Consider the following 26,875-nt stretch of genomic DNA (forward strand, 5'->3'; position numbering starts at 1 on the left):
CAAGACGCGGGGTCTTATTTGATGCCGATTTCCGAAAGCTGCAGCATCGAGTTCGTGGAGATGGTGGGCTTGAAGTCCAGCCGTTCCGAGACGCGGGAGAAGCCGACCATGTGGAACAGCAGCACATCGGCCACCACATCGTCGTGCAGATAAGCGATGAGTTCCGACCAGAGCTTGGCGCGCTCGTCACCGACCGCTGCGGATGCACGTTCAATCAGATCGTCAACCTTCTTGTCCGAGAAGCCGGACTGTGTGCCCTTGGTGGCATATTTGAAGAACATGGTGAAGGACGGGTCGCCCTTGGAATTGTCGTGCATGGCGGCGACAATCTGCGGTCCGCGGCCTTCCTTGAAGGGCTTGGAATAATAGCTTTCGTGCTCGGCCACTTCCACGAATTTCAGGTCGATCTTGAAGCCGACATCCTGCAATTGCTGCTGGATCGCCTCCATGATCTCGGTGACGTTGGGGAAATTCGCGGTACGCGCGATGATGGTGATCGGCGTATCCACCTTCACACCGGCAGCCTTTGCTTCCTCGAGCAGCTTTTTTGCGCCCTCGGGGTCATAGGGGAAGACCTTGACGTCGGGGTTCCAGCCAAGCGTTGTCGGCGGAACGAGCGCGGTGGCCAGCACGGCGCCTTCTGGAACCAGCGTGCCGAGGAAGGCCTGCCGGTCGATGGCGAGGTTGAGCGCGCGGCGCACCCGCACATCGTTCAGCGGCTCAATATTGTGATCGAGACGCATATAGACCGTCTCGCTGTCGAGATAGGAAAAGTCGGTCTTCGTATTGGTGGCGTCCAGCTGGGAAATCGAAGGCGAGAGATCGGCTTCGCCGGTCTGCACCATGGCCGCGCGAACCGAAGGATCGGCGCGGAAAAGATAGGTCGCTTCCGTCACCTGCGGTTTGTCCCCCCAATAATCGTCGCGCGCGGTGAGCACAATTTGCTGACCCGGCGTCCAGTCGGTCAGCTTGTAGGGCCCGGTGCCGACAGGCTCTCGGATGAATTCCATCTTGGTTTCTTCCGGAACGATGGTGACCAGCGACATCAAGAGCGGCAGAATAGGCTGCGCCGGTTCGGCCTTGAAGTCGATCGTGTAGTCATCAACGATCGATGGGGTCACCGTCATGCCACCGAAATAACGACGGGACTCGCAGGCGTTCTTGTCGCTCATAATGCGTTCGAAGCTGTGCTTGACGTCCTTGGCATCGAACGCCGTGCCGTCGGAAAACTTTACGCCTTCACGCAGGTGGAAACGCCAGCTTCCATCGGCATTCTGCTCCCACTTCTCGGCAAGGCGCGGCTGAACACCCTTGTTGCCGCGCACATCAAGCTCCGTCAGCGTCTCGCTGACATTTTCCATGATGATGCGATCGATGTTGGAGCGGGTGGCCATGCAGGGCTCCAGCAGGTCCGCCTCTTCCGCCAGCACGATCTTGATCGGACCCGATGCCGCGAGCGCCGGCGAAACCGCGGCGCTGAAGGAACCCAAGACAAGGGCGCCCGCAATCAATGACTTCTTCATTCCGTTCTCCTCCCAGATTCAGAAATTCAGCAACATGGCGGCGCGCCGCAAGGGGCATTTGAAAAATCCCCGTCTCCTGCATTAAGGAGCATGGCATGCGGATGATTGTCTCCTCCACCCGTTAGCGAAGCATCGACGCTATCACGTTTTTTGTCAATTTATTTTTCGACGGCAATTTTTATTAAAGCCAAATTCATTAATTTTATTATTTAAAAACAAAAGTTTAATTCCAAATATCAAAAATATCGAATCCTCATTTTCTATCAAATAAACTTGACAACTTTTTTAATATGTCATTTTCATCGAGACAAGAGGAGACCATGATGACCCCTGATGACATCGCTCGCGCCATGACCGGAGCCATGCATGCCGTGTCGGAAAACCGGCAGGAAGCCTTTCTGCCGTCGCCCATGATTCAGAACCATGCGAGCTTCCTGCACCTTCTGGACGATGGCGCCCTGCTCTGCGCATGGTTCGGCGGCACGCTGGAAGGAAAATCGGATATTTCGATTTTCGCATCCGTACTGACGGCGGGTGCAACCCGGTGGGGACCGCCGCAGCGACTGAGCCACGACCCCTCCCATTCCGAACAGAACCCGGTTGCCTTCACCGCGCCGGATGGCGTTCTGTGGCTGTTTCATACCGCTCAGCCCTCCGGTAATCAGGATGAATGCCGCATTCGCATGGCGCGGATCCACCGCGACGCGACTGCACCGGAAAAGCTTGTTTCCGAGGAAGGACGTTTTCTCGATCTCCCGCAGGGCTGCTTCATCCGCGCGCCGCTGCGCATCCGAGATGACGGTGCCTGGCTGCTGCCGATCTTCCGCTGCATCCAGCGCCCCGGCCAGAAATGGAACGGTAGCCACGATACGGCAGCGCTCGGCATATCCACGGACAATGGTGCGACCTGGCGATTGCAGGATCTGGAGGAATCGACCGGCTGCGTGCATATGAGCCCGGTTGCGGTGACGAATGGGGACTACGCCGCCTTCTTCCGCCGCCGTCAGGCTGACTTCGTCTACCGCACGCAAAGCGCCGATGGCGGCCGCTCGTGGTCAAAGCCGGAGCCGACCGATGTGCCCAACAATAATTCCTCCATTGCGGTCATCAAGCTCAACGATGGCAGGTTGGCTATGATCTGCAACCCCGTCAATGCCGCGCAGTCGAGCGATCGCCGCGCCTCGCTTTACGACGAACTGGGAGAGGACGACGACAGGCCGGATGCCGATCCGAGCGGCGGGTGCGTTCCCGTCTGGGGTGTGCCCCGCGCGCCTGTTTCGATCTGCCTGTCCGACGATGACGGGCGCAGTTTTGCCACCCGGATCCTGATCGAAGACGGGCCGGGCACCTGCCTTTCGAACGATTCGACCGATGGGCGCAATCTGGAAATGTCCTATCCGTGGCTTCTGGAAGCGCCGGACGGTACGCTGCATGCAAGCTACACCTATCATCGCCGCGCAATCAAATATGTCCGGCTGGCGCCCGGCTGGGCTGACGAGAACGACGGGAGACAAAGATGAGCAATATTATTGGCATCACCATGGGCGATCCCTGTGGTGTCGGCCCGGAAATCACGGTGCGGGCGCTCGCCGAAATGTCCGGTTCGGATCGTGCAGCGACGCGGATTTACGGCAACCTCGCCACGCTGGAAGCGGCGCAGGATGCGCTCGGCGTTGATATCGATCTTTCTCAGCACGTGGTCGACCTGCCAGTGGAGGGTGCGCCGCTGCCCTGGGGTACATTGTCGCCTGTTGCCGGAGACGCCGCGTTCCGCTTTATCGAAAAGGCTGTTCGCGATGCCGAAGCGGGCGCAATCGGCTGCATCGTTACCGCGCCGATCAACAAGGAAGCCCTGAATCTCGCCGGTCACCATTATGATGGCCACACCGGCATGTTGCGAAGCCTCACCGGCTCCTCGGCTGCCTATATGCTGCTCGCCTCCGAACGGTTGAAGGTCATTCACGTTTCCACCCATGTCTCCTTGCAGGAAGCCATTACCCGCGCGACGACGGAGCGCGTGCTTGCGACCATCCGCGCTGGCAACGCGCATCTGAAACGCATCGGTTATGGTCAACCGCGCATCGCGGTTGCCGGTATCAACCCGCATTGCGGTGAAAACGGCCTGTTCGGCAATGAGGATGACAATCAGATCGCACCGGCGGTCGCCGCCGCACGCGCCGAAGGCATCGAAGTTCAGGGACCGATTTCCGCCGATACCGTGTTCCACCGGGCTTATTCCGGCGCTTTCGATCTCGTCGTCGCACAATATCACGATCAGGGCCATATCCCGATCAAACTTGTCGCTTTCGACACCGCCGTCAATGTCTCCGTCGATCTGCCGATAGACCGCACCTCCGTCGATCACGGCACGGCTTTCGATATCGCCGGCAAGGGCATCGCCAATCACGGCAACATGAATGCGGCCATCGCCTATGCGCGCAAGCTGGTGGCGGGCAAGGATCGAAAGGGATGAGCACCATGTCGACAGCTCCCATTCTCATCCATCAGCCACGCCGGCTCGCCGTTGGCGCCGGCACCGTTTCACAGGTCGGCGTCTGGGCGGGGAAAACCGCATCGACCCTCGTTATCGCCACACCGCTGACGGCCAAATTTGCCGAACGGCTGCAATTGCCGGGTCCTTTCACTGTCTTCGACGCCATTCCCGGCGAGCCGGACACCACAACGCTCGAAGCCGCCCTTTCCGCGGCAAGCGCCGCCAAGCCGGATCTCGTCATCGGCCTCGGCGGCGGTTCGGTAATGGATGTGGCGAAGCTGGTCGCAGCGCTCTGGAATTCCGGCCAGACGCTTGAGGATGTGGCTGGACCGAACAGGGTTGCCGGGCGCAACACGCGGCTGGTGCAGATCGCCACCACCGCCGGAACCGGCTCCGAAGCCGGCATCCGTTCGCTTATCACAGACCCGGTAAAAGGCAGCAAGATCGCGGTCGAAAGCCCTCATCTGATCGCGGATTTCGCCGTGCTCGATCCGGAACTCACCTATTCGGTCCCACCAGCCGTTACGGCGGCAACGGGTGTGGATGCCATGGCCCATTGCGTCGAAGCCTTCACCAACCGCAAGGCCCACCCGATGATCGACGGTTTCGCACGCATGGGATTTGCACTGGTCGGTAAATATCTGGCGCGCGCCGTCCGCGACGGTGCGGATACTGAAGCGCGGGAAGGCATGATGCTTGCCTCCTATTATGGCGGCATCTGCCTTGGTCCGGTCAATACGGCCGCCGGCCATGCCATCGCCTATCCGCTCGGCACGCTTCTTAACCTGCCGCACGGGCTGGCGAACGCCATCGTCTTTCCGCATGTTCTGGCCTTCAACCAGCCCGCGGTTTCTGCGAAGACGGCGGAGGTGGCGGGAGCGCTCGGGCTTCGCGAACATCTTTCGCCTGATGATTTGCGCAAGGCGGCGACGGATTTCTGTGCCGGACTCGGCATCGAAATGTCGCTTGCACGGCACGGCGCCATTGAAGCCGATCTTCCCCGCTACGCTGAGAATGCGCATGCCATCCGCCGGCTGATGGACAACAACCCCGTCGACATGAGCCTCGAGGATGTGCTCGGCGTTTACCGCCACGCCTTCTGAGCAAAATTCCGGTGCGCGGACGCGCGCATCGGTCTTCGGTCACCCGCTTATTCCGTGTGCGAAGACTCAAACAGGCGGTCGCGCGATCCGGTCAGGTGCTGGAGCATCAGCTGGCGTGCCGCCTCTGCATCCCCATCGGCAATCGCCTTTGCGATTGCCTCATGCTCGGCAAAAACACGCGTCAGGCCGGATGCTTCCCGCTTCAATGACATGCCGTGGAACTTCATTCCCACGGCAATATGGTCTTTCAGCGCTTCCATCGCAGTGGAGAAATAACTGTTCCGCGCCGCCCGTGCGATGGCGAGATGAAACTGATAATCGGCATCCTCGCGGTGGGACTGGCGATTGGTCGCATCCCGCATCAGTTCGAGCGCCTTCCGGATCGCCGCAAGTCTCTCACCATCGTGCCGCAGAGCCGCGGCCGCCGCCGCTGCCGGCTCCAGCGTCAGCCTGAATTCGTAACAGTTGAGAAGGTCCGCGACGTTTTCAAGCTGTCCGAAGCCGAGCGGCTCGCGCAGGCCGAAGGCCCTGACATAGCTGCCGGAGCCTCTGCGGGAATAGATGAAACCCTGTTCGCGCAGCCGCCGGAGTGCCTCGCGCACCACCGGTCGCGATACTTCGAATTCCATGGCGAGTTCATGCTCGGTCGGCAGCCGCTCATCCGGCTTGTAGGCGCCGGATTTGATCGCGCGGTGCATTCTCTCGAAAATAATGTCCGGAAGTGCCTTGCGCGCCGTTTCTTTCATCAGCCCCATCTGGTCAGCTCTCTCCAGCGTCATTGTCGCCAAGCATCATTTTCGCGATCCGTTTCAACGTGTCAGCTTGCCCAAAACCGCCGGACTTCGCAATGATGCATTGATCGCCGGACCAGCCCACGCCGAGACCCGGCAGGCATTCGCCGGCAAGACGCAAGCGCGAAACGCCCATGGCCCGCAGCACGGCCTCCGCCGTGGCTCCACCTGACAACAGCAGTCTCGCCGCTCCGGCGGTAAAATGCGGCACGACGCCTTGCGCCAACCGGTCTGAAACCGCAAGCGGCGACAGATTTTCCGCACCCTGCGTCGCTTGAACCAGCATCAGACCGGCACCGTCATCGGTGTGGCGGGGCATGACGCCATTCGGCGCCTCAATGATCGAAACAGGTCCAACGCTTTTGAGAACGTCAATCTGCTCCACCGTGATCGGATCGCGAGACCCGATGACAAAAAGCCCCTTTCCGGCCGGAATGATCGCGGCCTCAGGAACAGCCTGCGCCGTCATCGCCTCAGCCAGCGCCTCGGCAAGCCCGCGCGCGCCGACCAGAAGATCGGCCCCTTGCGCCTGCGCGGCGGCGAGAGCCTCGGCGATTTCGCCCTTTGATCGCGTATCGGGTATCGTGCAACGGTCGGCATGCCCGCGAAGCCTTTCATGAACCGGAATGGCAGCGTCGACGCCAAAGCCGGAAACGGCTCCGCCAATAACGACGCGTCCGAAATCCGGAATTGCGGGCGCGACAAGCGCGTGGCGATAGGAAATCGCATCCATTTCCGCCGCAATATGCCCCTTCAGGCGGGAATCGATCTTCTTGAAAAGGATGGTATCGACCGGAATCATCCCCAGCAGTTCCCGCGTGCGGCGGCGGGCTTCATCCGCCTCGCCGTCGCGGCAGCCGAGATTGACGCTAAGGACGGCAGGCGCATCCGCCAACGCCGCACGCGCACCGTCAAGCCCGATGGCAACCTCGGTCGCCAGCCCGCGCCCGGCAAAAGGGGCGGCGGCGTCGAGCGCTCCGGTCAGATCATCGGCAAAAATTAATAGCAAGGGCGATGTCTTCATAAAAGTTGTAATGTTTACTGTCGATAAATTTATTTATAATCAATAGATAAGTGGATGTGAATAACAAAATTTGCGACACAGCTTTTCGCACTGACCAATCAGCCGCAAAGAGGCTCGAAGGACGAGAGAAAAATCGGAAACGGCAAAAGAGAACGCCAAATGCGAGCCGCAGAAACATCTGGCGAGACGGCCGAGAGATGGCGAACGAACAAGGTCGCTAGATGAACCGGAAGGGCAGACCTGAAATGAGCGCGTTGACGAAACGCTTTTTCTGAAAGCGACCATTCAGCGATACACGCGGCAGCTGCGTCGGCTTTTCAAGGCAACGGGGATCGATAACGCCAGCCTGCGTGGTCACGGCTGCAGAAAATCCTGCGTCGTGAACCGCTTTCGCTTCCCGTTCTCCCACGGCCTTTACCCAGCCATAGGGATAAGAAAAGGACCGTGGCCGGTGGTCGACATAAGCTTCCACCCGACGCGTCGATTCCGCGATCTCATAAGCCAGACGCGTCGCATCGACCTTGCGCATATTCACATGCGTCACGGTATGTGCGCCGAAATGCACCAGAGGGTCTTGCGCCAGCGCCTTGATCTCGTCTTCATCCATGACAAGTTCGTCCACGATCGCGATGGGATCGACGCCATGCTGCCTCGCGACACGATCGATCCTTTCCACCGCCTCGTCTTCCGAAAAATTCTGGACGAAATCTTCAAGCCGCGTGAATGCCTCCGCTTTCTGCGAAGGGCTGGCGCACGCCACCAGTTCCGGCCCCGCCCCGAAATCGAATTCGAAAGACGCGGCTTTCTGCGTCAAGGCAGCAGCGGTTTCCCACCAGAGGCTGCGTGTTCGCTCCACAAAACCCGGCGTGATGAAAATCGTGTAGGGAACGGCATATTTACGGAAGATCGGTGCGGCATACTCGGCATTGTTTCGATAGCCGTCGTCGAGCGTGAAGGCGCAGAAGGACCGGCCCTCGTGATTATCGGCAAGCAGAGCCGGCAGATCGTGCAGATGGACAGGAACAAGACCGCATTCGAGTGCGGCCTGTATCGCCTCTTCCAGAAATTGCGGCGTGACGGACAATTGCACATTGGGTGCGAAAGCCGAAACAACCCCTCCGGGGCGCACATGATGAAGCGTAAAGATTACGCCACGCCCGGCAAAAGACGGAAATGCCGAACGGACGGCCGGGAGAGAACTCACCTCCAGCCCCGCCCTTATGACTCCATATTTCACAAGGCGTTTTATCGGCTGAAAGAAAATTCTCCCCGATTGTCCTGATCTCAGGCCGGGAAGAAGGCGTTTTCTCACGACTCTCGAGACCGTTAGCGGCAGGTCGATCAGGCCCGGCAAGGGATCCTTCGGCGCAAAGGCGGCCCAGCTGCGGATCTTGCCCAGAGAAGCAAGGTAGTCACCAATTTTCGTCTGCCCCCTCCGGGCCAATGTGAAAGCGGCAACGGCGTCGCGGACAAGATAGGACCAGGAAACACCCTGCCGCACATCGCCGGGCGGACCGACCGGCTCACCGTTGGCGACCCGCCATAGCAGGGCGCCAAGGTCGACGCCCGCCGCCGAGCAAAGGCCAAACCATGACCATGGGCGCGGATTGACATCGAGAAGCTTGAGTTTCCCGTCCCGGTGGTCGAGCTTGAATTCCGCCTCGACCAGCCCGCTATGGCCGGCCGATTTCAGTATTTTTCGGGCCGCCTCCACCGCTTTCCCGTTGTCGACGACCTCGACGCGGGTGCTGGTATAGCCGAAATCGACAGGATATTGCCGGACGCGCCGGGCAGTGAATTCCGCTACCGGCTCTCCGTTCAGCCAGAGCGCCGCGTAGGAGAACTGGCTTTCTCCTCCACCCGGAATGAGTTCCTGCACGACGACATTGCCGACGCCGATCTCTTCACTCGCATCGGCAAAAGCCGTTTTCAAAGCATGGCGGTCATCGGCACGAATGACTTTTGCCCGGGCGATGGTGGTATCGCCACCCCCCATATTCGGCTTGAGAATGACGGGAAACAATATGTCCAGCGTGTCGATGTCAGCGGCCGATGTCAGTGCATAGGTACGCGGAATATCGACGCCGAGTTCTGCGGCGCGCTGATAAAGCAGCGGTTTTTCGCAGAGCCATTGCAGCTCCGCCCAATCCGGCAAAACGATCTTGTAAAGAGCGGAAAGCTCCTCACGATGCTGCGCAACGAGCTGGACCTCCCCGTCACCGGATGGCACCAGCAGACAGCCCTTCAAACCACGTTTCGCCGCCATCTGACGCAGGAACTCCATTGCTCCGGCGTCGTGCGGGCCATCCCAGCGGATTGTTTCCCGCACGAAGCGCGACCAGCCTGGCAACGGTGAATCATGGGTGAGATAATAGACAGGCACATTCAGGGCGCCGAGGCTGCGCGCAAGGGCGAGCGTGCCGTGAGCGCCGCCGACAATAACAACACCTGGAATGGTCAAAGCCTGATCCTCGTCCTATTCCATATCTTGATCGCAAAAATTGATAAATAAATTGGATATTTCTAAAGTATTGAGCGGACGGATATCGAATTGCGAAAAATCCGAAACGCCTATGCTTCTAGTCATTTGCAGGCGCTTCGGAATTGCTTTGAAAAAAAAGCGGAAGCCGTCTCACGCCTCCTTGCGGACGGGACGAGGATCGCCGTTGTCGTCCACCGCGACCATGATGAAGACGGCCTCCGTCACCTTTTCGCGTGAATCCTGATAGTGCCTGCGGGTCCACGCCTCGATCTTCAATGTGACAGAGGTACGGCCGATCTTTTCGATTTTGGTATAGACACACAATGTATCGCCGATCTTGACCGGCTTCTTGAAGACGATCTCATTGACTGCGACGGTGACGGTGCGGCCGCCAGCCACATCATTGGCGCGGACGAAAGCGGCAAGGTCCATCTGCGACATGACCCAGCCGCCGAAAATATCGCCGGCCGGGTTGGCATCGGCGGGCATCGCAAGCGTTCTGAGCGTGAGTTCCATATCGGCGGGCGGTTGCTGGTCCATGTCTCAAAGTCCTTTCACAAGCCTCCCGCTGCCGGACTTAAACAACCGCACCCCATCCGCCAATAGCCGATTTGTCGCGGCAGCCCTTCCAAAACAGCAAGGAATCATAGAGCCGTCGTAAGCTTCGGTTAACCATGATGAGGCACGATTCCAAAAAACGCGAGGGCGTGCGAATGGCCTATGACTGGAGTGGAAACAACGCAATACAGCAGCGCTACGACCGTATTGTCCTGGTGGTCGCCAGCGTCGTCGCCATCAGCCTGGCGACCGGCACATTTGCTCTGCGTTCGCAGGTGGAGCCGGACACCACACTAAGCCTTGTCAAACAGCCGCGGCTCGCTTCGGATCAATGGCATCTTCGGCTATAACCCGCTCCGAACAACTCCATAGCCCGACGGCCTATAGCGGAGCGCTGTCTGCCGGGGAGATATTTTCCTTCTGCGCGGTATGGTCGAGATGCGCCACGGCCGGGGCGAGAACCGACAGAAATGTTTCGGAGCGGCCGATATAGATGATCGCCGCACTGTCGATCCCGTTCAGAACTTCCGCCAGCGTATCCTGCGTCTGTTTTTCCAACCCTTCGAGCAAATCATCGATAACGAGGAATTTCGGCTTCAGCAGCAGGGCGTTTGCAACCCGGATGCTGGCCTGCTCGTCTGAATCCAGTTTTTTATCCCAGCGAATGTTTTCATCGAGACGGGACGCCATCTCGCCAAGCCCGCAGGCAGCGAGCGCCGAGATATAATCGGCATCGGCAAAACGCTGGGGAGCGCGCGGATAGGCGAGGATTTCACGCAGCGAACCCGCCGGCAGATAGCCGTGCTGGGCGATGAAAAGCGTGTCGGACTGTTCGGGCATCTCTATCCTGCCCTGTCCCCAGGGCCACAGGCCCGCCATGGCCGCAAAAAGCAGCCTTCGGTTCACGCCCTGCTCGCCATTGATCATCAGTCGTTCGCCCGGCCCGATCGTGACTTCGCTCTCGCGCAGCTGGAAGCCGCGATCCAAATCCTGTCCGCCCGCATCGCGGCAGATCACCACCGACTGGAGGCGGATTTTTTCATTCTCCGCGCTGCGTTGCAGATCGATCGCCAAGCCGTGCTGTTCGACGCTGTCCATCTCGATAAGGGCGTTACGGAACACCGAAACGCGCTGTAACGTGGCCTTCCAGCTGGCAATCGGTCCGAAATTGTCGATGTACCAGCGCAGCGCCGTGTTGACCTGGTTGAACGCACCCACGGCCATCATCAACCCGCCGAATGTCAGATTGCCGGAAAAATAAACGGGAGCTGCAATCAGAATCGGCGCCACCACCGCCAGCCAGCCATATCCCGCCGAAACCCATGTTAGATTTGTCAGGGCCATCGCCAGCCCTCGAATGACGCCAATCACCGCATCAACATCGATACCGATCCGCCGCCTTTCGTTCTTTTCGCCGCGCGCAAGGGCAATGGCGGCAAGATTTTCGCTGGCCCGCATCAGCGAGAAGCGAAGCTCCGCTTCTTTGGAGTAACGCTCGGCATTCAGTCCAACCAGCCGATAACCGACGAGATTGCTGAGCAGGGAGGCTGAACCGGCGTAAAATATCGCCGCCCAAACCATGTAGCCGGGGATAGCATAGGTATCGCCGCCGATGGTGACAGCAAAGCCCGCCGAGAGCGACCAGAGGACGCCGATAAAGCTGATGAGCAGGATCGTCGCATTGACGAGCCCGATGGAAAGCGCCGTACTGCTTTCAGCGAGATTGCGGACATCGTCATGCAGGCGCTGGTCGGGGTTGATCGCAATCGTGCCGAAACCGGCAAGACGGGCGGCGCGCCCGGGTTTCAGCCATTGATCCACCATATCCTTGGCAAGACCTTCGCGCATGTTCAGCGCCGTCATCTGGTTCAGCCAGGTCTGGATGACGTTGAGGAGAAGCAACGCCCCCCCGATGATGGCGAAGACCTCCAGCTGGTGAATGAAGGCGGCAAGATCGCGCCGCTCCAGCGCATTGTAAAACGGCGCGTTCCATTCATTGAGCCTGATCTGGCCGTAAGCGGTGAGCAATATTACCGTGAGCAACGCCATCGACAGCAAGATCAGCCGATTGCGCACCGGCGAGGTCCAGAAGGCGCGCCCCATCATGCGCAGCTGCGCGGGAAAATCGAGATCGAAACCCGAAAGATTAGCCGCGCTTTTGCGCTGATCGTCGGTCACCGTTGTTGCCATTCATTCCATTCCGAAACGTCAGTCGGCAAAGAAAGCGGGGCGCGATTCTGCGCCTTTCGTTGCCAAGCAATAACACGCCGTTCAACCTTGTCCACAATCCCGGCGAAATCTCAGCTGCGATGATTGAAAAGCCCAGACAATTCTTCCCGCGGGCAAATATCGCGGCTTAACCCAACAATGCTGTCGCTTCCGGAAATGATCCTTGCTTTCTTTTCCTGCATTGCACAAAATCCGGATAATTTCAGAGGGGCGGACAAACCGCATAAGCCGGAAAACCGGGCAAGGCAGATTAATGGCGATCAAAGCGAGCATCTATCATCTGACGCATTATAAATACGACAATCCTGTTCGCCTTGGACCACAGATCATAAGATTAAAGCCCGCCTCGCACTCCAGAACCCGTGTCATCAGCCATTCGCTCAAGGTTTCGCCCTCCAATCACTTCGTGAACCTTCAGCAAGATCCTTACGGCAATTACCTCGCCCGCTTCGTTTTTCCCGAGCCGGCGACGGAATTTAAGATCGAGGTCGATCTTGTCGCCGATATGACGGTTTACAATCCGTTCGATTTCTTTGTGGAGGAAGAGGCGACAAAGTGGCCGTTCGATTATCCGCAGGAATTGCGGGACGATCTCTCCATCTACATGAAGCCGGAACCGACAGGCCCGCTGCTTGCCGCCTTCATGGCCACCGTCGACCGCACGCCGGGGCAACCGACTGTGGACATGGTCGTTGGCCTCAATGCCCGCCTGCAACAGGAGATCGGTTACGTCATCCGCATGGAACCCGGCGTCCAGACGCCGGAGGAGACGCTCGCTTCCGGCAAGGGCTCCTGCCGCGATACGAGCTGGCTGCTCGTGCAGGTTCTGCGGCATCTTGGCCTCGCCGCCCGCTTCGTGTCGGGATATCTCATTCAGCTCACTCCCGATCTCAAGGCGCTGGATGGCCCATCCGGCACCGAAGTGGACTTCACCGATCTTCACGCCTGGGCCGAGGTCTATATGCCCGGCGCCGGCTGGATCGGGCTTGACCCGACCTCCGGGCTTCTGACAGGTGAAAGCCATATTCCGCTGGCCGCAACGCCGCATTATCGCAATGCCGCACCGATTTCCGGCGGTTATTTCGGCCACGCCAATACCGAATTCGCCTTCGACATGCAGGTCCGGCGTGTTGCCGAGACACCGCGTATCACCAAACCCTTTTCGGATGAAAGCTGGGAGGAGCTCAACGCGCTCGGTGAAGCGGTCGACGGCGTTCTGAACAGCCATGACGTCCGGCTGACCATGGGCGGCGAGCCGACCTTCGTTTCCATCGACGATTTCGAATCCGACGAATGGAACACCGGCGCAGTCGGGCCGACAAAGCGTGAAAAGGCCGACGCCCTGATCCGCCGCCTGCGTGAGCGTTTCGCACCGGGCGGCTTTCTGCATTACGGGCAGGGGAAATGGTATCCGGGCGAAACCCTGCCGCGCTGGACCTTTTCGCTCTACTGGCGGAAGGACGACCTGCCGATCTGGCAGAACCCGGCCCTGATTGCGGAGGAAGGCGCAGATACGGGCGTCAAGGCCGAAGATGCACAGAAGCTATTGGGTGGTATAGCCACCCAGCTCGGCATTGAGCCTGATCTGGTGCTGCCAGCCTATGAGGATCCGGCCGAATGGATCATCAAGGAAGGCAGCCTGCCCGACAATGTCGACCCGTCCAATTCCAGACTGAAGGATCCGGAAGAGCGCAACCGTATCGCCCGCGTCTTCGAACGCGGTTTGACGACGCCCACCGGCTACATCCTGCCGGTACAGGCATGGAATGCGCGCGCCGCCGGCGAACGCTGGATCAGCGAAAAATGGAAGACGCGGCGCGGCAAGATTTTTCTCGTTCCGGGCGACAGCCCGGTCGGTTACCGCCTGCCGCTCGGCACCCTGCCCTATGTGCCGCCGTCGGCCTATCCCTATATCCATGAGGCCGACCCTTCTATCCCCAGGGGTCCGCTTCCCGATGTCTTGACGCCCTCCGGTCGCGCCATGCCCGAAGCCTCGTTCCAGGCAAGCGAAGTGGCCGGGCAGGAGCGCATAGAGCAGACGCTTGGTGAAATCGGCGGCGCGGTGCGCACCGCCATGTCAGTGGAACCGCGTGACGGAAGGCTTTGCGTTTTCATGCCGCCGGTCGAGCGCATCGAGGATTATCTCGAACTGATCGCGGCAGCGGAAGCGGCTGCCACAGAGCTTGGACTGCCCGTCCATATCGAGGGTTATGCACCGCCGCATGACGAACGCCTCAATGTTATCCGCGTCGCGCCCGATCCCGGTGTGATCGAGGTCAACATCCACCCCGCTTCGAGCTGGAAAGATTGCGTCAATATCACCACGGCAGTCTATGAGGAGGCGCGCCAGTCGCGTCTCGGCGCCGACAAATTCATGATCGACGGCCGCCATACCGGCACCGGCGGCGGCAATCATGTGGTTGTCGGTGGGGCAAACCCCAATGACAGCCCCTTCCTGCGCCGGCCCGATCTTCTCAAAAGCCTCGTTCTGCACTGGCAGCGGCATCCATCGCTCTCCTACCTCTTTTCGGGCCTGTTCATCGGCCCCACAAGTCAGGCGCCGCGCATCGACGAGGCCCGCCACGACAGTCTCTACGAACTGGAAATTGCGCTGGCGCAGGTGCCTGCCCCCGGTGAGGGCGCTCCGCCTCTACCATGGCTGGTCGACCGGCTGTTCCGCAATCTGCTGACGGATGTGACGGGTAACACCCACCGGGCCGAAATCTGCATCGACAAGCTGTTTTCACCCGACGGGCCGACCGGGCGCCTCGGACTGGTGGAATTTCGCGGTTTCGAAATGCCGCCGAACGCGCGCATGTCGCTTGCCCAGCAATTGCTGGTGCGCGCCCTCATCGCCCGTTTCTGGAAAAATCCGGCCGCCGGCAAATTCGTGCGCTGGGGTACGGCGCTCGCCGACCGCTTCATGCTGCCGCATTATATCTGGGCGGATTTTCTCGATGTGCTTGCGGACCTCAGAGAAAACGGTTTCGACCTCAAGCCGGAATGGTTCACCGCCCAGCAGGAATTCCGTTTCCCCTTCTTCGGCGAGGTGGAATACGAGGGTGCGAAGCTTGAGCTGCGCCAGGCGCTGGAACCCTGGCATGTGATGGGCGAACAGGGCGCGATCGGCGGCACCGTGCGTTTTGTCGACAGCTCCGTGGAGCGCCTGCAGGTGCGGCTGGAAACCTCCAACCCTTCTCGTTACACCGTCGCCTGCAACGGACGCGCCGTGCCGATGACACCAACAGAAAACCGCAGTGTCGCGGTGGCCGGCGTGCGCTTCAAGGCGTGGCAGCCCTCTTCCGGCCTGCATCCCGTCCTGCCCGTCAATTCACCCTTGACCTTTGACATTTATGATACATGGTCGAGGCGATCGATCGGCGGATGCATCTATCATGTTGCTCATCCGGGCGGGCGCAATTACGAGACGTTTCCCGTCAACGGCAATGAGGCCGAGGCACGCCGCCTCGCCCGTTTCGAACCATGGGGGCATACGGCCGGGCAATATCCGCTGATGGCGGAAACCGTGTCGTCAGAATTTCCGCTGACGCTCGATCTGCGTCGGCCTTACGGAGTGTAAATTGTCCAAAGCCCCGGCAACGGAACGCAAGACGGAAACAGGCGCGCAACCACGCGGGCTTGAATATTCCCCCTTGCCGGGCGTTGCCGACGAAATGCTCGATACCAATGGCAAGGTCAGGCCGGTCTGGAAGACCCTGCTCGACGCCCTGTCGCGCATGTCGGAACGGGAATTGCACGAGCGCTTTGCCCGCACCGACCGCTATCTGCGCGACGCCGGCGTGTTCTACCGCGACTACGGCAAGGGCAGCAGCGAAAGAAACTGGCCGATCTCCCACATTCCGGTCCTGATCGACGACAGGGAATGGACGGTACTTTCCGAAGGACTGAAGCAGCGCGCCAATCTTCTCGAAGCCATGGTTGCCGATTTTTACGGCGAGAACCGGCTGGTGAAGGAAGGTTATGTGCCGCCAGCGCTGATTGCCTCCAATCCGGAATTTCTAAGGCCCATGGTCGGCGTGAAACCGGCAACCGGCCACTATCTGCATTTCTGTTCCTTCGAGATCGGCCGCGGACCTGACGGCAACTGGTGGGTACTGGCTGACCGCACGCAGGCACCGTCCGGCGCCGGTTTTGCTCTCGAAAACCGGGTGGCGACCACTCGCGCGCTTTCCGATATCTATGCGGAAACCCATGTCCACCGTCTCGCCTCGTTTTTCGGTGCTTTCCGCGACGCGCTGCAGGCGCAAAGAAAGCACCCGGATGACCGGATCGCCGTGCTGACGCCCGGTCCCGCCAACGAAACCTATTTCGAACACGCCTATATCGCCCGTTATCTCGGCTTCATGTTGCTGGAAGGCGAGGACCTCACCGTCGTCAACGGCCGCGTCATGGTCAGAACCGTGGCCGGGCTAAAACCGATCGGCGTTCTGTGGCGGCGTCTCGACGCCTCCTATTCCGACCCTCTGGAACTCAACCAGCACTCCCATATCGGCACGCCCGGCATGGTGCAGGCGCTGCGCAATGAGGCGCTCACCATCGTCAACGCGCTCGGCAGCGGCATTCTCGAAACCAGGGCGCTGCTCGCCTTCATGCCGCGCATCTGCCGCCACATTCTGGGCGAGGAGCTGAAACTGCCATCCATCGCCACCTGGTGGTGCGGTCAGGAAGCCGAACGCCGCCATGTCGCCGGCAATATCGAAGGCATGGTCATCGGGCCTGCCTATTCCCGGCTTCCCTTCTTCGACGACAACGGCCAGTCCGTGCTCGGCTCTTCCCTGAGAGAAACTGCAAAGGAATCGATCAGCGACTGGCTTACCTCCGACGGCCACAGGCTGGTGGGCCAGGAAGTGGTGAAGCTCTCAACCACCCCGGCCTATATCGACAACAAGCTCGTGCCGCGCCCGATGAGCCTTCGCGTTTTTGCTGCGCGCACCCAGGAAGGCTGGCAGATCATGCCGGGCGGCTTCGCACGGATCGGCAGCGGCGACGATGTGTCTGCCATCGCCATGCAATCGGGCGGCAGCGCTGCCGATGTCTGGATCGTCAGTGACAGACCTGTGGAGCGCACCACGCTTCTGCCGGCGGAAGAGAGCTTCACCCGCAATATGCCGGGCAGCCTGCCGAGCCGCGCAGCCGACAATCTGTTCTGGCTCGGGCGTTATATCGAGCGTTCGGAAGGCGCCCTGCGCATCCTGCGCGCCTGGCACGGGCGTTATGCCGAATCCGCCGATCCGCGCCAGCCGCTGCTTGCCCATGTGACACGCTATCTCGAAACGCTCGATGTGGAGATGAACGATGCCGTGCCGGAAAGCCTGCTGAACAACATCAACAGCGCGCTTTATTCCGCCAGCAACATTCGCGACCGCTTTTCGCCGGACGGGTGGCTGGCGCTGAACGACCTTGCCAAGACCGCCCGCCGTTTCCACGCGAAAGTGGCCCCCGGCGACGACGCTACCCATGCCATGACGATCCTTTTGCGCAAGCTTGCAGGCTTTGCCGGTCTCGTGCACGAAAACATGTATCGCTTCACCGGCTGGCGTTTCCTGTCGATCGGCCGTTACCTGGAGCGCGGCCTGCATATGACGCGTCTTCTCGGCCATATGACCGGCCCGGACGCGCCTGACGGCTCCTATGACATGCTGCTTGAAATCGGCGACAGCGTCATGACCCATCGCCGCCGCTACAACGTCAATACGGCCGGCCTGACCGTGACCGATCTTCTGGCGCTCGACCCGCTCAATCCCCGCTCGATCCTGTTCCAGCTGAACGAGATCCGCACCGAGGTGGAGCAGCTTCCGAACGCCTTCGTCAACGGTCAGATGTCGCCCTTCTACCGCGAGGCGATGCGCCTGCATTCCGGGCTTGCGGTCATGACGCCGGAAAACATGAACGGCGCGATCTATCGCCAGCTCGAAACCGACATGGAACATCTCTCCGATGTTCTGGCCCGGACCTATCTCGGATAATCCTATGCTTTACGATCTTTCCCTGCATATGGGTTACACTTACGACACGCTGGCCCACGGCGCGCGCCACATCATCCGCGTTCTGCCGCTCTCCATCCCCGGCCGGCAGCGGCTTGTCGCCGGCTCCATCGATGTTTCGCCTGTGCCGGAAGAACGTGCCACCTTCGAGGATTTCTTTCATCAATCGGCCACGTCAGTGCATCTGCGCGCACCGCATGAGAAGCTGGATATCCGCATGCAGGCCCGCGTGATGGTGGAGTCGCTGGCGCTGACGGCGGATTTCTCGCCCGAGCTTTCCCGCCTGCCGCAGGACCTGGCCGATGTCTGGTCGCTCGATTTCCAGTCGCCGCACCACTTCATCGGTGCGAGCCCGAGGATCGGAATGGACGCAACAATATCCGCCTATGCCCGGGAATTGCTGAAACCCGGAATGACCATTCGCGAGATCGCGCTCTCTCTATGCAAACGCATCCACAAGGACTTTACCTATGACGGCGAGGCGACGACCGTCGATACGACGCCATCGGAAGCCTTCAAGCTGAAGCGCGGCGTGTGCCAGGATTTTTCGCATATCATGATCATGGCGCTGCGCAGCCTCGGCATTCCCGCCGGTTATGTCAGCGGTTTCCTGCGCACCATTCCGCCACCGGGCAAGGAACGGCTTGAAGGCGCCGATGCAATGCATGCCTGGGTTCGCGTCTGGTGCGGAGAAGCGGCCGGTTACCTGGAACTCGATCCCACCAATGATATCGTCGCCGGAAGCGACCATATCGTTGTCGGTTACGGCCGGGACTATTCCGATGTCGCCCCGGTGATCGGTGTCTTGAAGAGCTATGGCAACCAGCAGATAAAACAGGCCGTCGACGTCATCCCCGTCCAATAATGACACGATGTGTATTATTGCGGCCATCGCGCCAGACAATTCTTGAAAATACTTCGAAAACTGCTCCAATGTGAACACTGTGTAAAATTGAACCGATCACGTTAGCGGATTTTACATCGTTTGCGGCTTTTCTGTGCTCAGTCGAATATTCTAATCTGTGAGCCCGTCATGACCGCCTCTGCACATCAAAAACCCAAGCGCCGTTTTCTTGCCGATACCAGCGGCAATTTCGGCATGATGACGGCCATCCTGCTGCCGGTCCTGCTGGGTTTTGCCGGCGCCGGCATGGAGTTGGCGAATGTGATGCAGGTGAAAGCGGATATGCAGAATACCGCGGATTCGGCGGCCCTTGCGGCGGCGACCGAGGCCCGTTTGAAAATGGGCGATATGACGGACGAGCAGATCAAGGAAATCGCCAAGAACTTCATCGCCGCCCAGATGGAAAAGAGCCTGACCGAGGAAGAGAAAAAGGAACTGGAGCAGAATTCTCCGACCAGCATTGCGACGACGGAAAATGCCCGCGGCAAGACCTACACCGTCGAGACCACGATCAACCGTCGGATAGAACTCAATCCGCTCCTGGGATTCATTGGCGCAAAAACGCTCGATCTTTCGGTAACGGGCACCGCAAAGAGCACCGTCAACAAGGGCGCACCGATCTCCATGTATCTGGCACTTGATCGTTCCGGTTCGATGTCATTCAAGACGGATACCATCAATACCGCAAAAAAATCGTGCCCGGTTTATACGACAGACAATTGGGGTAGCAGCGAAGCGAGGGCCACATCCAGCCCTTGCTACATCAACAAGGCCACCTCGCTCAAAACGGCCGTTGGGTTCCTCGTCGCAACATTGAACAAGGCTGACCCGACCTACACGGCTAACGGCGGTTCAGAGCTCGTCCGAACAGGCGCCTCGGTCTATACGCATGAGACCTATGCGGCCCAGCCCATCAGCTGGGGTACGGGCAGCGTTGTCAGCTACGTTGACAAGCAAATCCCGGAATTCCCTACCGGAGGCACGGATGCCCGCAGCAGCCTGAACGCCGCTTATAACGCCCTTAAAAAATCCAACACCACCGAAGCGAAAGCACATAAAGACAAAGGCAGTGAATCGTTCGAGCGCTACATTGTTCTCATGACCGACGGCGAAATGACGGGCAACAGCGCCTCGTGGAACTCCAGCATCGACCAGTCGGTACGCACCACCTGCGAGACCGCCAAGAAAGACGGGATCAAGATTTTCAGCGTCGCCTTCATGGCGCCGGACAGGGGCAAGTCGCTGTTGCAATATTGTGCATCGAGCGCTGACAATTATTACGCGCCGGAAAACATGGAACAGATCGTCACAGCCTTTGGCGAAATCGCCCGCAAGGCTGCCGGCAGCATGGCCACGCTCACCAACTGATTCTGTTTCCGGAGCGGCTTCTCCGGAGCATCTTGTCGGCTGCATGGCTGACACGACACGTCCGGCAGGTGACAGCGGCGGCGGCCCGTGGCATAGGAGGGCCGCTCCCATTCACAGGCCCTGTCATGATCCGCATCGAAAACATCAGCAAGTCGAACAGTCACCGCATTCTCTATATCGAGGCTTCCGCCGCGCTCAATCGCGGCGAGAAGATCGGCCTTGTCGGCCCGAATGGCGCCGGCAAGACCACGCTGTTCCGGATGATCACCGGCGAAGAGCAGCCCGACGAGGGCCAGGTCGTCGTTGAAAAGGGCATGACGGTCGGTTATTTCGATCAGGATGTCGGTGAAATGTCCGGCCGCTCGGCCGTCGCGGAAGTCATGGAAGGGGCAGGCCCCGTCAGCGAAGTGGCGGCGGAGCTTCGGGAACTGGAAGCCGCCATGTCCGACCCCGACCGGATGGACGAGATGGACGCCATCATCGAACGTTACGGCGAAGTGCAGGCGCGTTATGAGGAGCTGGACGGCTACGCGCTGGAAGGCCGTGCGCGTGAGGTGTTGGATGGCTTGAGCTTCAGCCAGGAAATGATGGACGGCGATGTTTCCAAGCTTTCCGGCGGCTGGAAGATGCGCGTGGCGCTTGCCCGTATTCTTCTCATGCGCCCTGACGTGATGCTGCTCGACGAACCGTCGAACCATCTCGATCTCGAAAGCCTGATCTGGCTCGAAGACTTCCTGAAGAACTACGACGGCGCGCTGCTTATGACCTCGCATGACCGCGAATTCATGAACCGCATCGTCACCAAGATCATCGAAATCGATGCCGGCAATCTCACCACCTATTCCGGTGACTACGGCTTTTACGAGCAGCAGCGCGCGCAGAACGAAAAGCAGCAGCAGGCGCAGTTCGAGCGCCAGCAGGCTATGCTCGCCAAGGAAATCAAGTTCATCGAACGCTTCAAGGCCCGCGCTTCGCACGCCTCGCAGGTGCAGAGCCGTGTGAAGAAACTCGAGAAGATTGACCGCGTCGAGCCGCCAAAACGGCGTCAGACGGTTGCTTTCGAATTTGCGCCCGCTCCTCGCTCAGGCGAGGATGTCGTGGCGCTGAAGAAGGTCAACAAGACCTATGGCAGCCGCACGATCTACGACGAGCTCGATTTCATGGTGCGGCGCAAGGAACGCTGGTGCATCATGGGCATCAACGGCGCCGGAAAATCGACGCTGCTGAAGCTGGTGACCGGCACGGCGGAACCGGATTCCGGCAATGTCACCCTCGGCGCCAGCGTCAAGCTCGGCTATTTCGCCCAGCATGCCATGGATGTGCTTGATGGCGACAGCACCATTCTCGAATGGCTGGAGGAACGTTTTCCGAAGGCGGGGCAGGCGCCGTTACGCGCCCTTGCCGGCTGTTTCGGCTTTTCCGGCGACGACGTGGAAAAACGTTGCCGTGTTCTTTCCGGCGGCGAAAAGGCCCGCCTCGTCATGGCCGCCATGCTGTTCGATCCGCCGAACTTCCTCGTGCTGGACGAGCCGACCAACCATCTCGATCTCGACACCAAGGAAATGCTGATCAAGGCTCTGTCAAATTATGAAGGCACGATGCTGTTCGTTTCGCACGACCGCCATTTCCTGGCCGCACTTTCGAACCGGGTGCTGGAACTGACGCCTGACGGTATCCACCAATATGGCGGCGGCTATACCGAATATGTCGAGAGCACGGGACAGGAGGCACCGGGTCTTCGCAGCTAAGATATCTGCCGGACGCATCGCCCTGTCACGGCAGCTTTCGTTTGGAGACTGGAGAAACAGATGCGGATCGTGGTCTACAGCGCCAAACCCTATGACAGGCAGTTCCTTGACGCTGCAGCCCACGCTGACATGCGGATGCAATATTGCGAAGCACGTCTGTCTCCAGAGACAGTTGCGCTGGCGGAGGGAGCGGCGGCGATCTGCGCCTTTGTTAATGACGACCTGTCGCGGCCGGTGCTTGAAAAGCTTGCGGAAATGGGTGTCCGGCTCATCGCCCTGCGCTGCGCCGGTTTCAATCAGGTCGATCTCGCCGCCGCCGAAAAGCTCGGCCTGACCGTTGCGCGCGTGCCGGCCTATTCGCCCTATGCGGTCGCCGAACACACCATGGCGCTCATCCTGTCGCTCAACCGCAAGATCCACCGCGCCTATAACCGTGTCCGCGAAGGAAACTTCGCCCTCGATGGCCTGCTTGGCTTCGATCTTCACGGGAAGACCGTCGGCATTGTCGGCACGGGCAAGATCGGGGCGATTTTCGCGCGCATTGCGGCCGGCTTCGGCTGCCGTCTCGTCGGCCACGATCTACGGCCAAATCCGGATTGCGAGGCGCTGGGCATGGTCTACGTCACGCGCGAGGAGCTGTTCCGAACATCGGACATTCTGGCGCTGATGTGCCCGCTCACACCGGAGACCCGCCACCTTATTCGTGGAGAGACGCTGCCACTTCTGAAAAAGGGCGTGATGCTCGTCAATACCAGCCGCGGCGCCATCATCGACACGCAGGCGGCAATTGCAGGCCTGAAAGACGGCACGATCGGCAGTCTCGGCATCGATGTCTATGAAGAAGAGGCCGATCTCTTTTTCGAGGATCTTTCCAACGAGGTGCTGCGCGACGATGTTTTCGCGCGACTGCTGACCTTTCCAAATGTTCTGGTCACCGGTCATCAGGGCTTCTTCACGCAGGAGGCGCTCAAAAATATCGCGGACACCACGATCGGCAATATCGAGAGCTTTTTCAGGACCGGCAGGGCGTTGCATGCCGTTTCCACGGAACAGTTTGCTGGCCCGGCCTAGTGTCTCCGGTCAGAATCGGGAAGATTTTTAGTACCATTCTGCGCCTCCTCTGCATGAAGGCAGGTAAAATTGGTATGATCATTGAGTTTTAATGAAATTCATCATACATATTTGACAGGCTCCACGCCTGCCTCGATTTCAATGCATGGTGACCGACGTGCCTGAACAGCAAAAACAGCGCAGCAAATCCTCCGGTTCTCTGGTGAGCAGAGTTAGCCTCAGCCTGAGAAACGCGATTGCCTCCGGGCAATATGGGCCCGGCGACCGCCTGCCCAGCGAGATCGAGATGACGGAAACCCATGGCGTCAGCCGCACCGTCGTGCGCGAGGCGGTGACGGCGCTACGCTGCGACGGGCTGGTGGAGGTGCGTCAGGGAGCGGGCATTTTCGTACTGAAGCATGAAAAGGACACGTCACCCACACCCGGTGTTGACCGCGCCCGGCTTTCTTCCGATCTGGAGGTGCTGGAAATCAGGACGCCGCTTGAAATCGAAGCGGCGGGGCTCGCCGCCCTCCGCCGCTCGCCATCGCAGGAGGAAGCGATTTTCGACTGTCACGCCCGGCTTCTGCAATGTATCGAGGAGAACCGCTCCATTCGTGAGGCGGATCTGGCGCTGCATCTCGCCATTGCGGCCGCCACCAACAATCCGCTTTTCACACAGTTCCTCGAACTGCACGGCCAGACCGTAATTCCACAATCGCGCGTGGTTTCCGAAACCGGCGAGAACGACCAGACAGCTTACCGGCGATTGATCCACAAGGAGCACGAGGCAATCGTCATCGCCATATCGGACCGGAACGAACAAGCCGCAAAGCTGGCGATGCAAGCGCATCTGCGCGGCAGCCAGCACCGTTACCGCGACATGATGCGCGACATGCGCGGCATCGCACACAGCTAAAGGATTTCACGTAAACCCGGGTCGTAGCTTTGTGTTCTGAAAGGCGCGATCAGGGGCTACGGCGCTTCCCGCAGATCCGCCCCCCAGACCTCGATCTGCGTCAGCGCGGGAAAGGGCGAAGGGTCGTCCGCTTTTTTAAGATCATGCAGACGGATCCACTCCACCCGGCGCGCCACAACCGGGAAGGTTTGGGCCACACCGGTTTTCTGCAGGGAAAAGCTCGCACTTTCGCCGTCGGAAAAAGTGACGCTCGCTTTTTCCCACCAGGCATCGTGTGGGAAGTCTGCCCGCAGGTAAAAAGTCAGCTGGTCGATAAGGACTGCGCGGCCGAATACGAGGGTCAGCGAAGCTTCGGGATCGCGGTTGATGCCCCAGCTTGTATAGGGCCAGAAGCCGTGGCCCGCGCTCGCCTTTTCACCATCGATAACATTGCGGGCTGCGAAGGCCGCCTCCCCACGCGTTTCCGTGCTCGCATAAACGTGCGGAAACAGCGAGGTGTTCTCATGATCGTCAAACGGGTTGAGCGCCAGATTCCTGCGAACTCCAATTTCACCGGCAAGTGTGCGGCGCGCGGCGATCCTGTGAAGATTGCCGCTGAACGCCTGCGGCGGATAGGATTTGCGTTTCGCCGCGGAAGGAATGGGCAGGGTGAATTCATTTCCGTGCAGGAAAACCAGCGTCGGCTGCATGCCGGCGTCGAGCGCAAGCCAGATATGACCGGGCTGTGAAATCTCAACGACAAGCCTGTCACCCTCGCAATATTCTGCGCGATAAACGAGCAGAGCTTCGTCCTCCGCTTCGGCTTTCGCCAGAACATCACCCAGCGCATTGACAACCTTGAGTGTAAGTTTCATCGGCACTTCCTTAACTGATCGTCAGGCACAGACGCTGGGCTGCGATGGGGATGAGAATGCGATAGATCACCGGGGGCCAGGACTGGCGAAGGCGGGCATCGTCGATTGTTATGGCTTCGATTGCGGGTTCTCCCGCGCCTTCGCAGGCTATCTCTCCCAACCCCGCAAAGTTCAGGACACCCGGCGTGACAGCGGGCTTTTCGGCAACCATCAGCGACAGAACCGCCTCCTGCCCGCCGTGATAGTCGTCAACGACTTCCACATGGCTGCCACGCAGCAATCGGACGCGGCGACGATAGTGTTCAACACGCGCCATGGCGGGATAGGCCCCGGCTATGTCAAAAGAGACTTCCGCCTGCTCTTCGGAAAATTCCGTCGCAAAATCTGTCGCGGCAAACTCTGCCCCGGCAGCCTGCATGACGCCGCCGAAAGTCGGCAGATTGTGAAAGGCCGATTGCATCGTCCAGATGTCGTAGCGTTGCGGTGAGAAGGTTTTTGCGGTGTAGGTTTCCACCCCGACATCGATGATGAACGGCCGGCCGTTCTTATAAAGCGTGAAACTGCCGACATCGTTGTGATTGTGGCTCTCACCATTATTACCCGCCTTAACGGCAAGATCGAAAACCCCGTCGCGGGCAATCGCCAGACCGATACCGGGATAGGCGATATCGATCTTTGCCGGTTCCGCCGGGACAGGCGCGGCCAATTCCGGGATGGCGAGAACTGCCTGGACCCGATACCAGAGATTCCACTCCTTGCACATCATCCGGTCCGGTGAGCGGTTCCAGCAGGCGGCAGCGAAAGCCTGAAGCGGTAGCGAAGAAACGGCCCTGCCGAAGCGATATTCCCGCACGCCGGATGTCTCGACCTTCGCCGGCGCATCGGCGAAGTTGAAGAACCGGTCTTCCGCCACGTGCATGTTGAGAATGAATTCGGCCATGCCGCGCAGCTTCGGCGCATGAAAGAGCGACGCCATGAAGCCCGGCGCAGAAGCTTCGAGAATGCTCATCGCCCCGAACAGGCAAAGCGCCGCATGGCCATAATAAAGAACGCCCTCTTCGCAGGCGCCGTCTTCCGCATAATCCTTTTGAAACGCATCGAGACTCTTGAGCGCCTTTTCCACGACCGCACGCCTCGTCGACTGGTCTATGGGCAATAGCAGGGTCGAGAGAAGGACGTTCTGGGTGATCCAGGCCGTCCAGTTGTTCATCCGTTCGTCGCCATTTCCCATCCACCAGAAATGCCGGGCGAGATAGGGCTTCGTGATACGCCTGTCGATCTCGGCGCGGATGCGGGAAACAAGGTTTGCATTCGCTCTTTCCAGTTCCGGTGCCAGCAAATGCAGGCACAAAGCGAGATTGGCGCCCGTTTCGGCGGCGAACAGGTCGATCACCGGGTTCTGCGGATCGGGAAGAGAATCTCGCGGGCCGCCGCGAATATGGGAATTATGGGCGGGCAATTGCCAGCCGCTTTCCTCGCATATCAGCCAAAGACCATCGATGATGGCATCGAGAAAGCGACCCTGCCCCTCGGCGCATTCTCCAAGAACCAGCGCGTTCAGCTTCAGTCTTCGGGAAAAATAAAGCGCCTCGAAACGATCGCGATTGCCGGTGCGGCTATATTCCCGGTAGTCGCCCGCCAGAATTGTGGACCAAGGTTCGTCAAGCGTCTGCTCCGCCGCCTCGATGAGACCACGGGAAACCGCGCCCGGCGCTGAAGACCGTATTTTCTGCGCCGTCAGTTCCGCGCCGAAATCGGCGAACCGCTCTGGCAGAAAACGCATCATTTCGACAAACACGCCCTCAAACCTCCCGCGCGTTCCG

19 protein-coding genes are annotated in these 26,875 nt (G+C 59.5%); 11 read left to right on the plus strand and 8 right to left on the minus strand.

Annotation, left to right across the window (positions count from 1 at the left end; translation table 11 throughout):
* Positions 1-14 precede the first annotated feature (14 nt).
* On the minus strand, positions 15-1,523 hold the full coding sequence (locus tag PL597_RS17890) for an ABC transporter substrate-binding protein (protein WP_271365844.1): 1,509 nt from the start codon (positions 1,521-1,523) through the stop codon (positions 15-17).
* 323 nt (positions 1,524-1,846) lie between these two features.
* Between PL597_RS17890 and PL597_RS17895 the strand changes: the two genes are divergently transcribed.
* Genes PL597_RS17895 through PL597_RS17905 form a run of 3 tightly spaced genes read left to right on the plus strand, consistent with a single transcriptional unit; the run spans position 1,847 to position 5,120 of the window.
* The gene (locus PL597_RS17895; RefSeq protein ID WP_271365845.1) at positions 1,847-3,043 is read left to right on the plus strand and encodes a sialidase family protein; all 1,197 of its coding nucleotides are present in this window, start codon (positions 1,847-1,849) and stop codon (positions 3,041-3,043) included.
* On the plus strand, positions 3,040-3,996 hold the full coding sequence (pdxA, locus tag PL597_RS17900) for a 4-hydroxythreonine-4-phosphate dehydrogenase PdxA (RefSeq protein WP_077984723.1): 957 nt from the start codon (positions 3,040-3,042) through the stop codon (positions 3,994-3,996). Before PL597_RS17895 ends, pdxA begins: the two co-directional genes overlap by 4 nt.
* Positions 3,993-5,120, plus strand: coding sequence for an iron-containing alcohol dehydrogenase (locus PL597_RS17905; RefSeq protein WP_271365847.1), 1,128 nt, complete (start codon positions 3,993-3,995; stop codon positions 5,118-5,120). The genes pdxA and PL597_RS17905 overlap by 4 nt, the downstream gene beginning before the upstream one ends.
* 47 nt (positions 5,121-5,167) lie before the next feature.
* Here the strand turns inward: PL597_RS17905 and PL597_RS17910 are convergent, their stop codons facing one another.
* From PL597_RS17910 to PL597_RS17925, 4 genes are all read right to left on the minus strand, one after another.
* Positions 5,168-5,875 carry a FadR/GntR family transcriptional regulator gene (locus PL597_RS17910; protein WP_142913472.1) on the minus strand — a complete coding sequence of 236 codons (708 nt, stop codon included), beginning with the start codon at positions 5,873-5,875 and terminating at the stop codon, positions 5,168-5,170.
* Positions 5,876-5,879: 4 nt separating this feature from the next.
* A complete protein-coding gene (locus PL597_RS17915) occupies positions 5,880-6,920 on the minus strand; it encodes a four-carbon acid sugar kinase family protein (RefSeq protein WP_269824948.1) in 1,041 nt (346 codons plus the stop codon).
* 232 nt (positions 6,921-7,152) lie between these two features.
* Complete coding sequence (locus tag PL597_RS17920) at positions 7,153-9,396, minus strand: polysaccharide deacetylase family protein (protein WP_271365848.1); 2,244 nt, start codon at positions 9,394-9,396, stop codon at positions 7,153-7,155.
* 171 nt (positions 9,397-9,567) lie between these two features.
* Positions 9,568-9,957, minus strand: coding sequence for an acyl-CoA thioesterase (locus tag PL597_RS17925; protein ID WP_035260778.1), 390 nt, complete (start codon positions 9,955-9,957; stop codon positions 9,568-9,570).
* Between the two features lie 173 nt (positions 9,958-10,130).
* On the opposite strand from PL597_RS17925, the gene PL597_RS17930 reads away from it, so the two are divergent.
* Positions 10,131-10,325: a hypothetical protein gene (locus PL597_RS17930; protein ID WP_217004127.1), complete on the plus strand. Its 195-nt coding sequence runs from the start codon at positions 10,131-10,133 to the stop codon at positions 10,323-10,325.
* A 31-nt stretch (positions 10,326-10,356) separates the two neighbouring features.
* Here PL597_RS17930 and PL597_RS17935 read toward each other — a convergent pair whose 3' ends face one another.
* Entirely contained in the window at positions 10,357-12,165 is a 1,809-nt protein-coding gene (locus PL597_RS17935; protein ID WP_077984717.1) for an ABC transporter ATP-binding protein/permease, read from the minus strand.
* Between the two features lie 292 nt (positions 12,166-12,457).
* On the opposite strand from PL597_RS17935, the gene PL597_RS17940 reads away from it, so the two are divergent.
* From PL597_RS17940 to PL597_RS17970, 7 genes are all read left to right on the plus strand, one after another.
* Positions 12,458-15,784, plus strand: coding sequence for a transglutaminase family protein (locus PL597_RS17940; RefSeq protein WP_271365850.1), 3,327 nt, complete (start codon positions 12,458-12,460; stop codon positions 15,782-15,784).
* A 1-nt stretch (position 15,785) separates the two neighbouring features.
* The gene (locus PL597_RS17945) at positions 15,786-18,191 is read left to right on the plus strand and encodes a circularly permuted type 2 ATP-grasp protein (protein ID WP_269824945.1); all 2,406 of its coding nucleotides are present in this window, start codon (positions 15,786-15,788) and stop codon (positions 18,189-18,191) included.
* A gap of 4 nt (positions 18,192-18,195) precedes the next feature.
* Positions 18,196-19,074 (plus strand): transglutaminase family protein, encoded by an 879-nt coding sequence (locus PL597_RS17950; protein WP_271365851.1) that lies wholly within the window; start codon positions 18,196-18,198, stop codon positions 19,072-19,074.
* 168 nt (positions 19,075-19,242) lie between these two features.
* Positions 19,243-20,481, plus strand: coding sequence for a vWA domain-containing protein (locus tag PL597_RS17955; RefSeq protein WP_191218611.1), 1,239 nt, complete (start codon positions 19,243-19,245; stop codon positions 20,479-20,481).
* A gap of 125 nt (positions 20,482-20,606) precedes the next feature.
* Positions 20,607-22,229 (plus strand): ABC-F family ATP-binding cassette domain-containing protein, encoded by a 1,623-nt coding sequence (locus PL597_RS17960; protein ID WP_077984712.1) that lies wholly within the window; start codon positions 20,607-20,609, stop codon positions 22,227-22,229.
* Positions 22,230-22,289: 60 nt separating this feature from the next.
* The gene (locus PL597_RS17965; protein ID WP_269827166.1) at positions 22,290-23,300 is read left to right on the plus strand and encodes a 2-hydroxyacid dehydrogenase; all 1,011 of its coding nucleotides are present in this window, start codon (positions 22,290-22,292) and stop codon (positions 23,298-23,300) included.
* A gap of 145 nt (positions 23,301-23,445) precedes the next feature.
* On the plus strand, positions 23,446-24,198 hold the full coding sequence (locus PL597_RS17970) for a FadR/GntR family transcriptional regulator (protein ID WP_077984710.1): 753 nt from the start codon (positions 23,446-23,448) through the stop codon (positions 24,196-24,198).
* 56 nt (positions 24,199-24,254) lie between these two features.
* Here PL597_RS17970 and PL597_RS17975 read toward each other — a convergent pair whose 3' ends face one another.
* Positions 24,255-25,052 carry a carbohydrate-binding protein gene (locus tag PL597_RS17975; protein ID WP_271365854.1) on the minus strand — a complete coding sequence of 266 codons (798 nt, stop codon included), beginning with the start codon at positions 25,050-25,052 and terminating at the stop codon, positions 24,255-24,257.
* Positions 25,053-25,062: 10 nt separating this feature from the next.
* On the minus strand, positions 25,063-26,850 hold the full coding sequence (locus PL597_RS17980) for a heparinase II/III domain-containing protein (RefSeq protein WP_271365855.1): 1,788 nt from the start codon (positions 26,848-26,850) through the stop codon (positions 25,063-25,065).
* Positions 26,851-26,875 lie beyond the last annotated feature (25 nt).

The organism is Agrobacterium sp. ST15.13.013, assembly GCF_027956525.1.
In the GTDB taxonomy this organism is placed as follows: Bacteria; Pseudomonadota; Alphaproteobacteria; order Rhizobiales; family Rhizobiaceae; genus Agrobacterium; species Agrobacterium salinitolerans.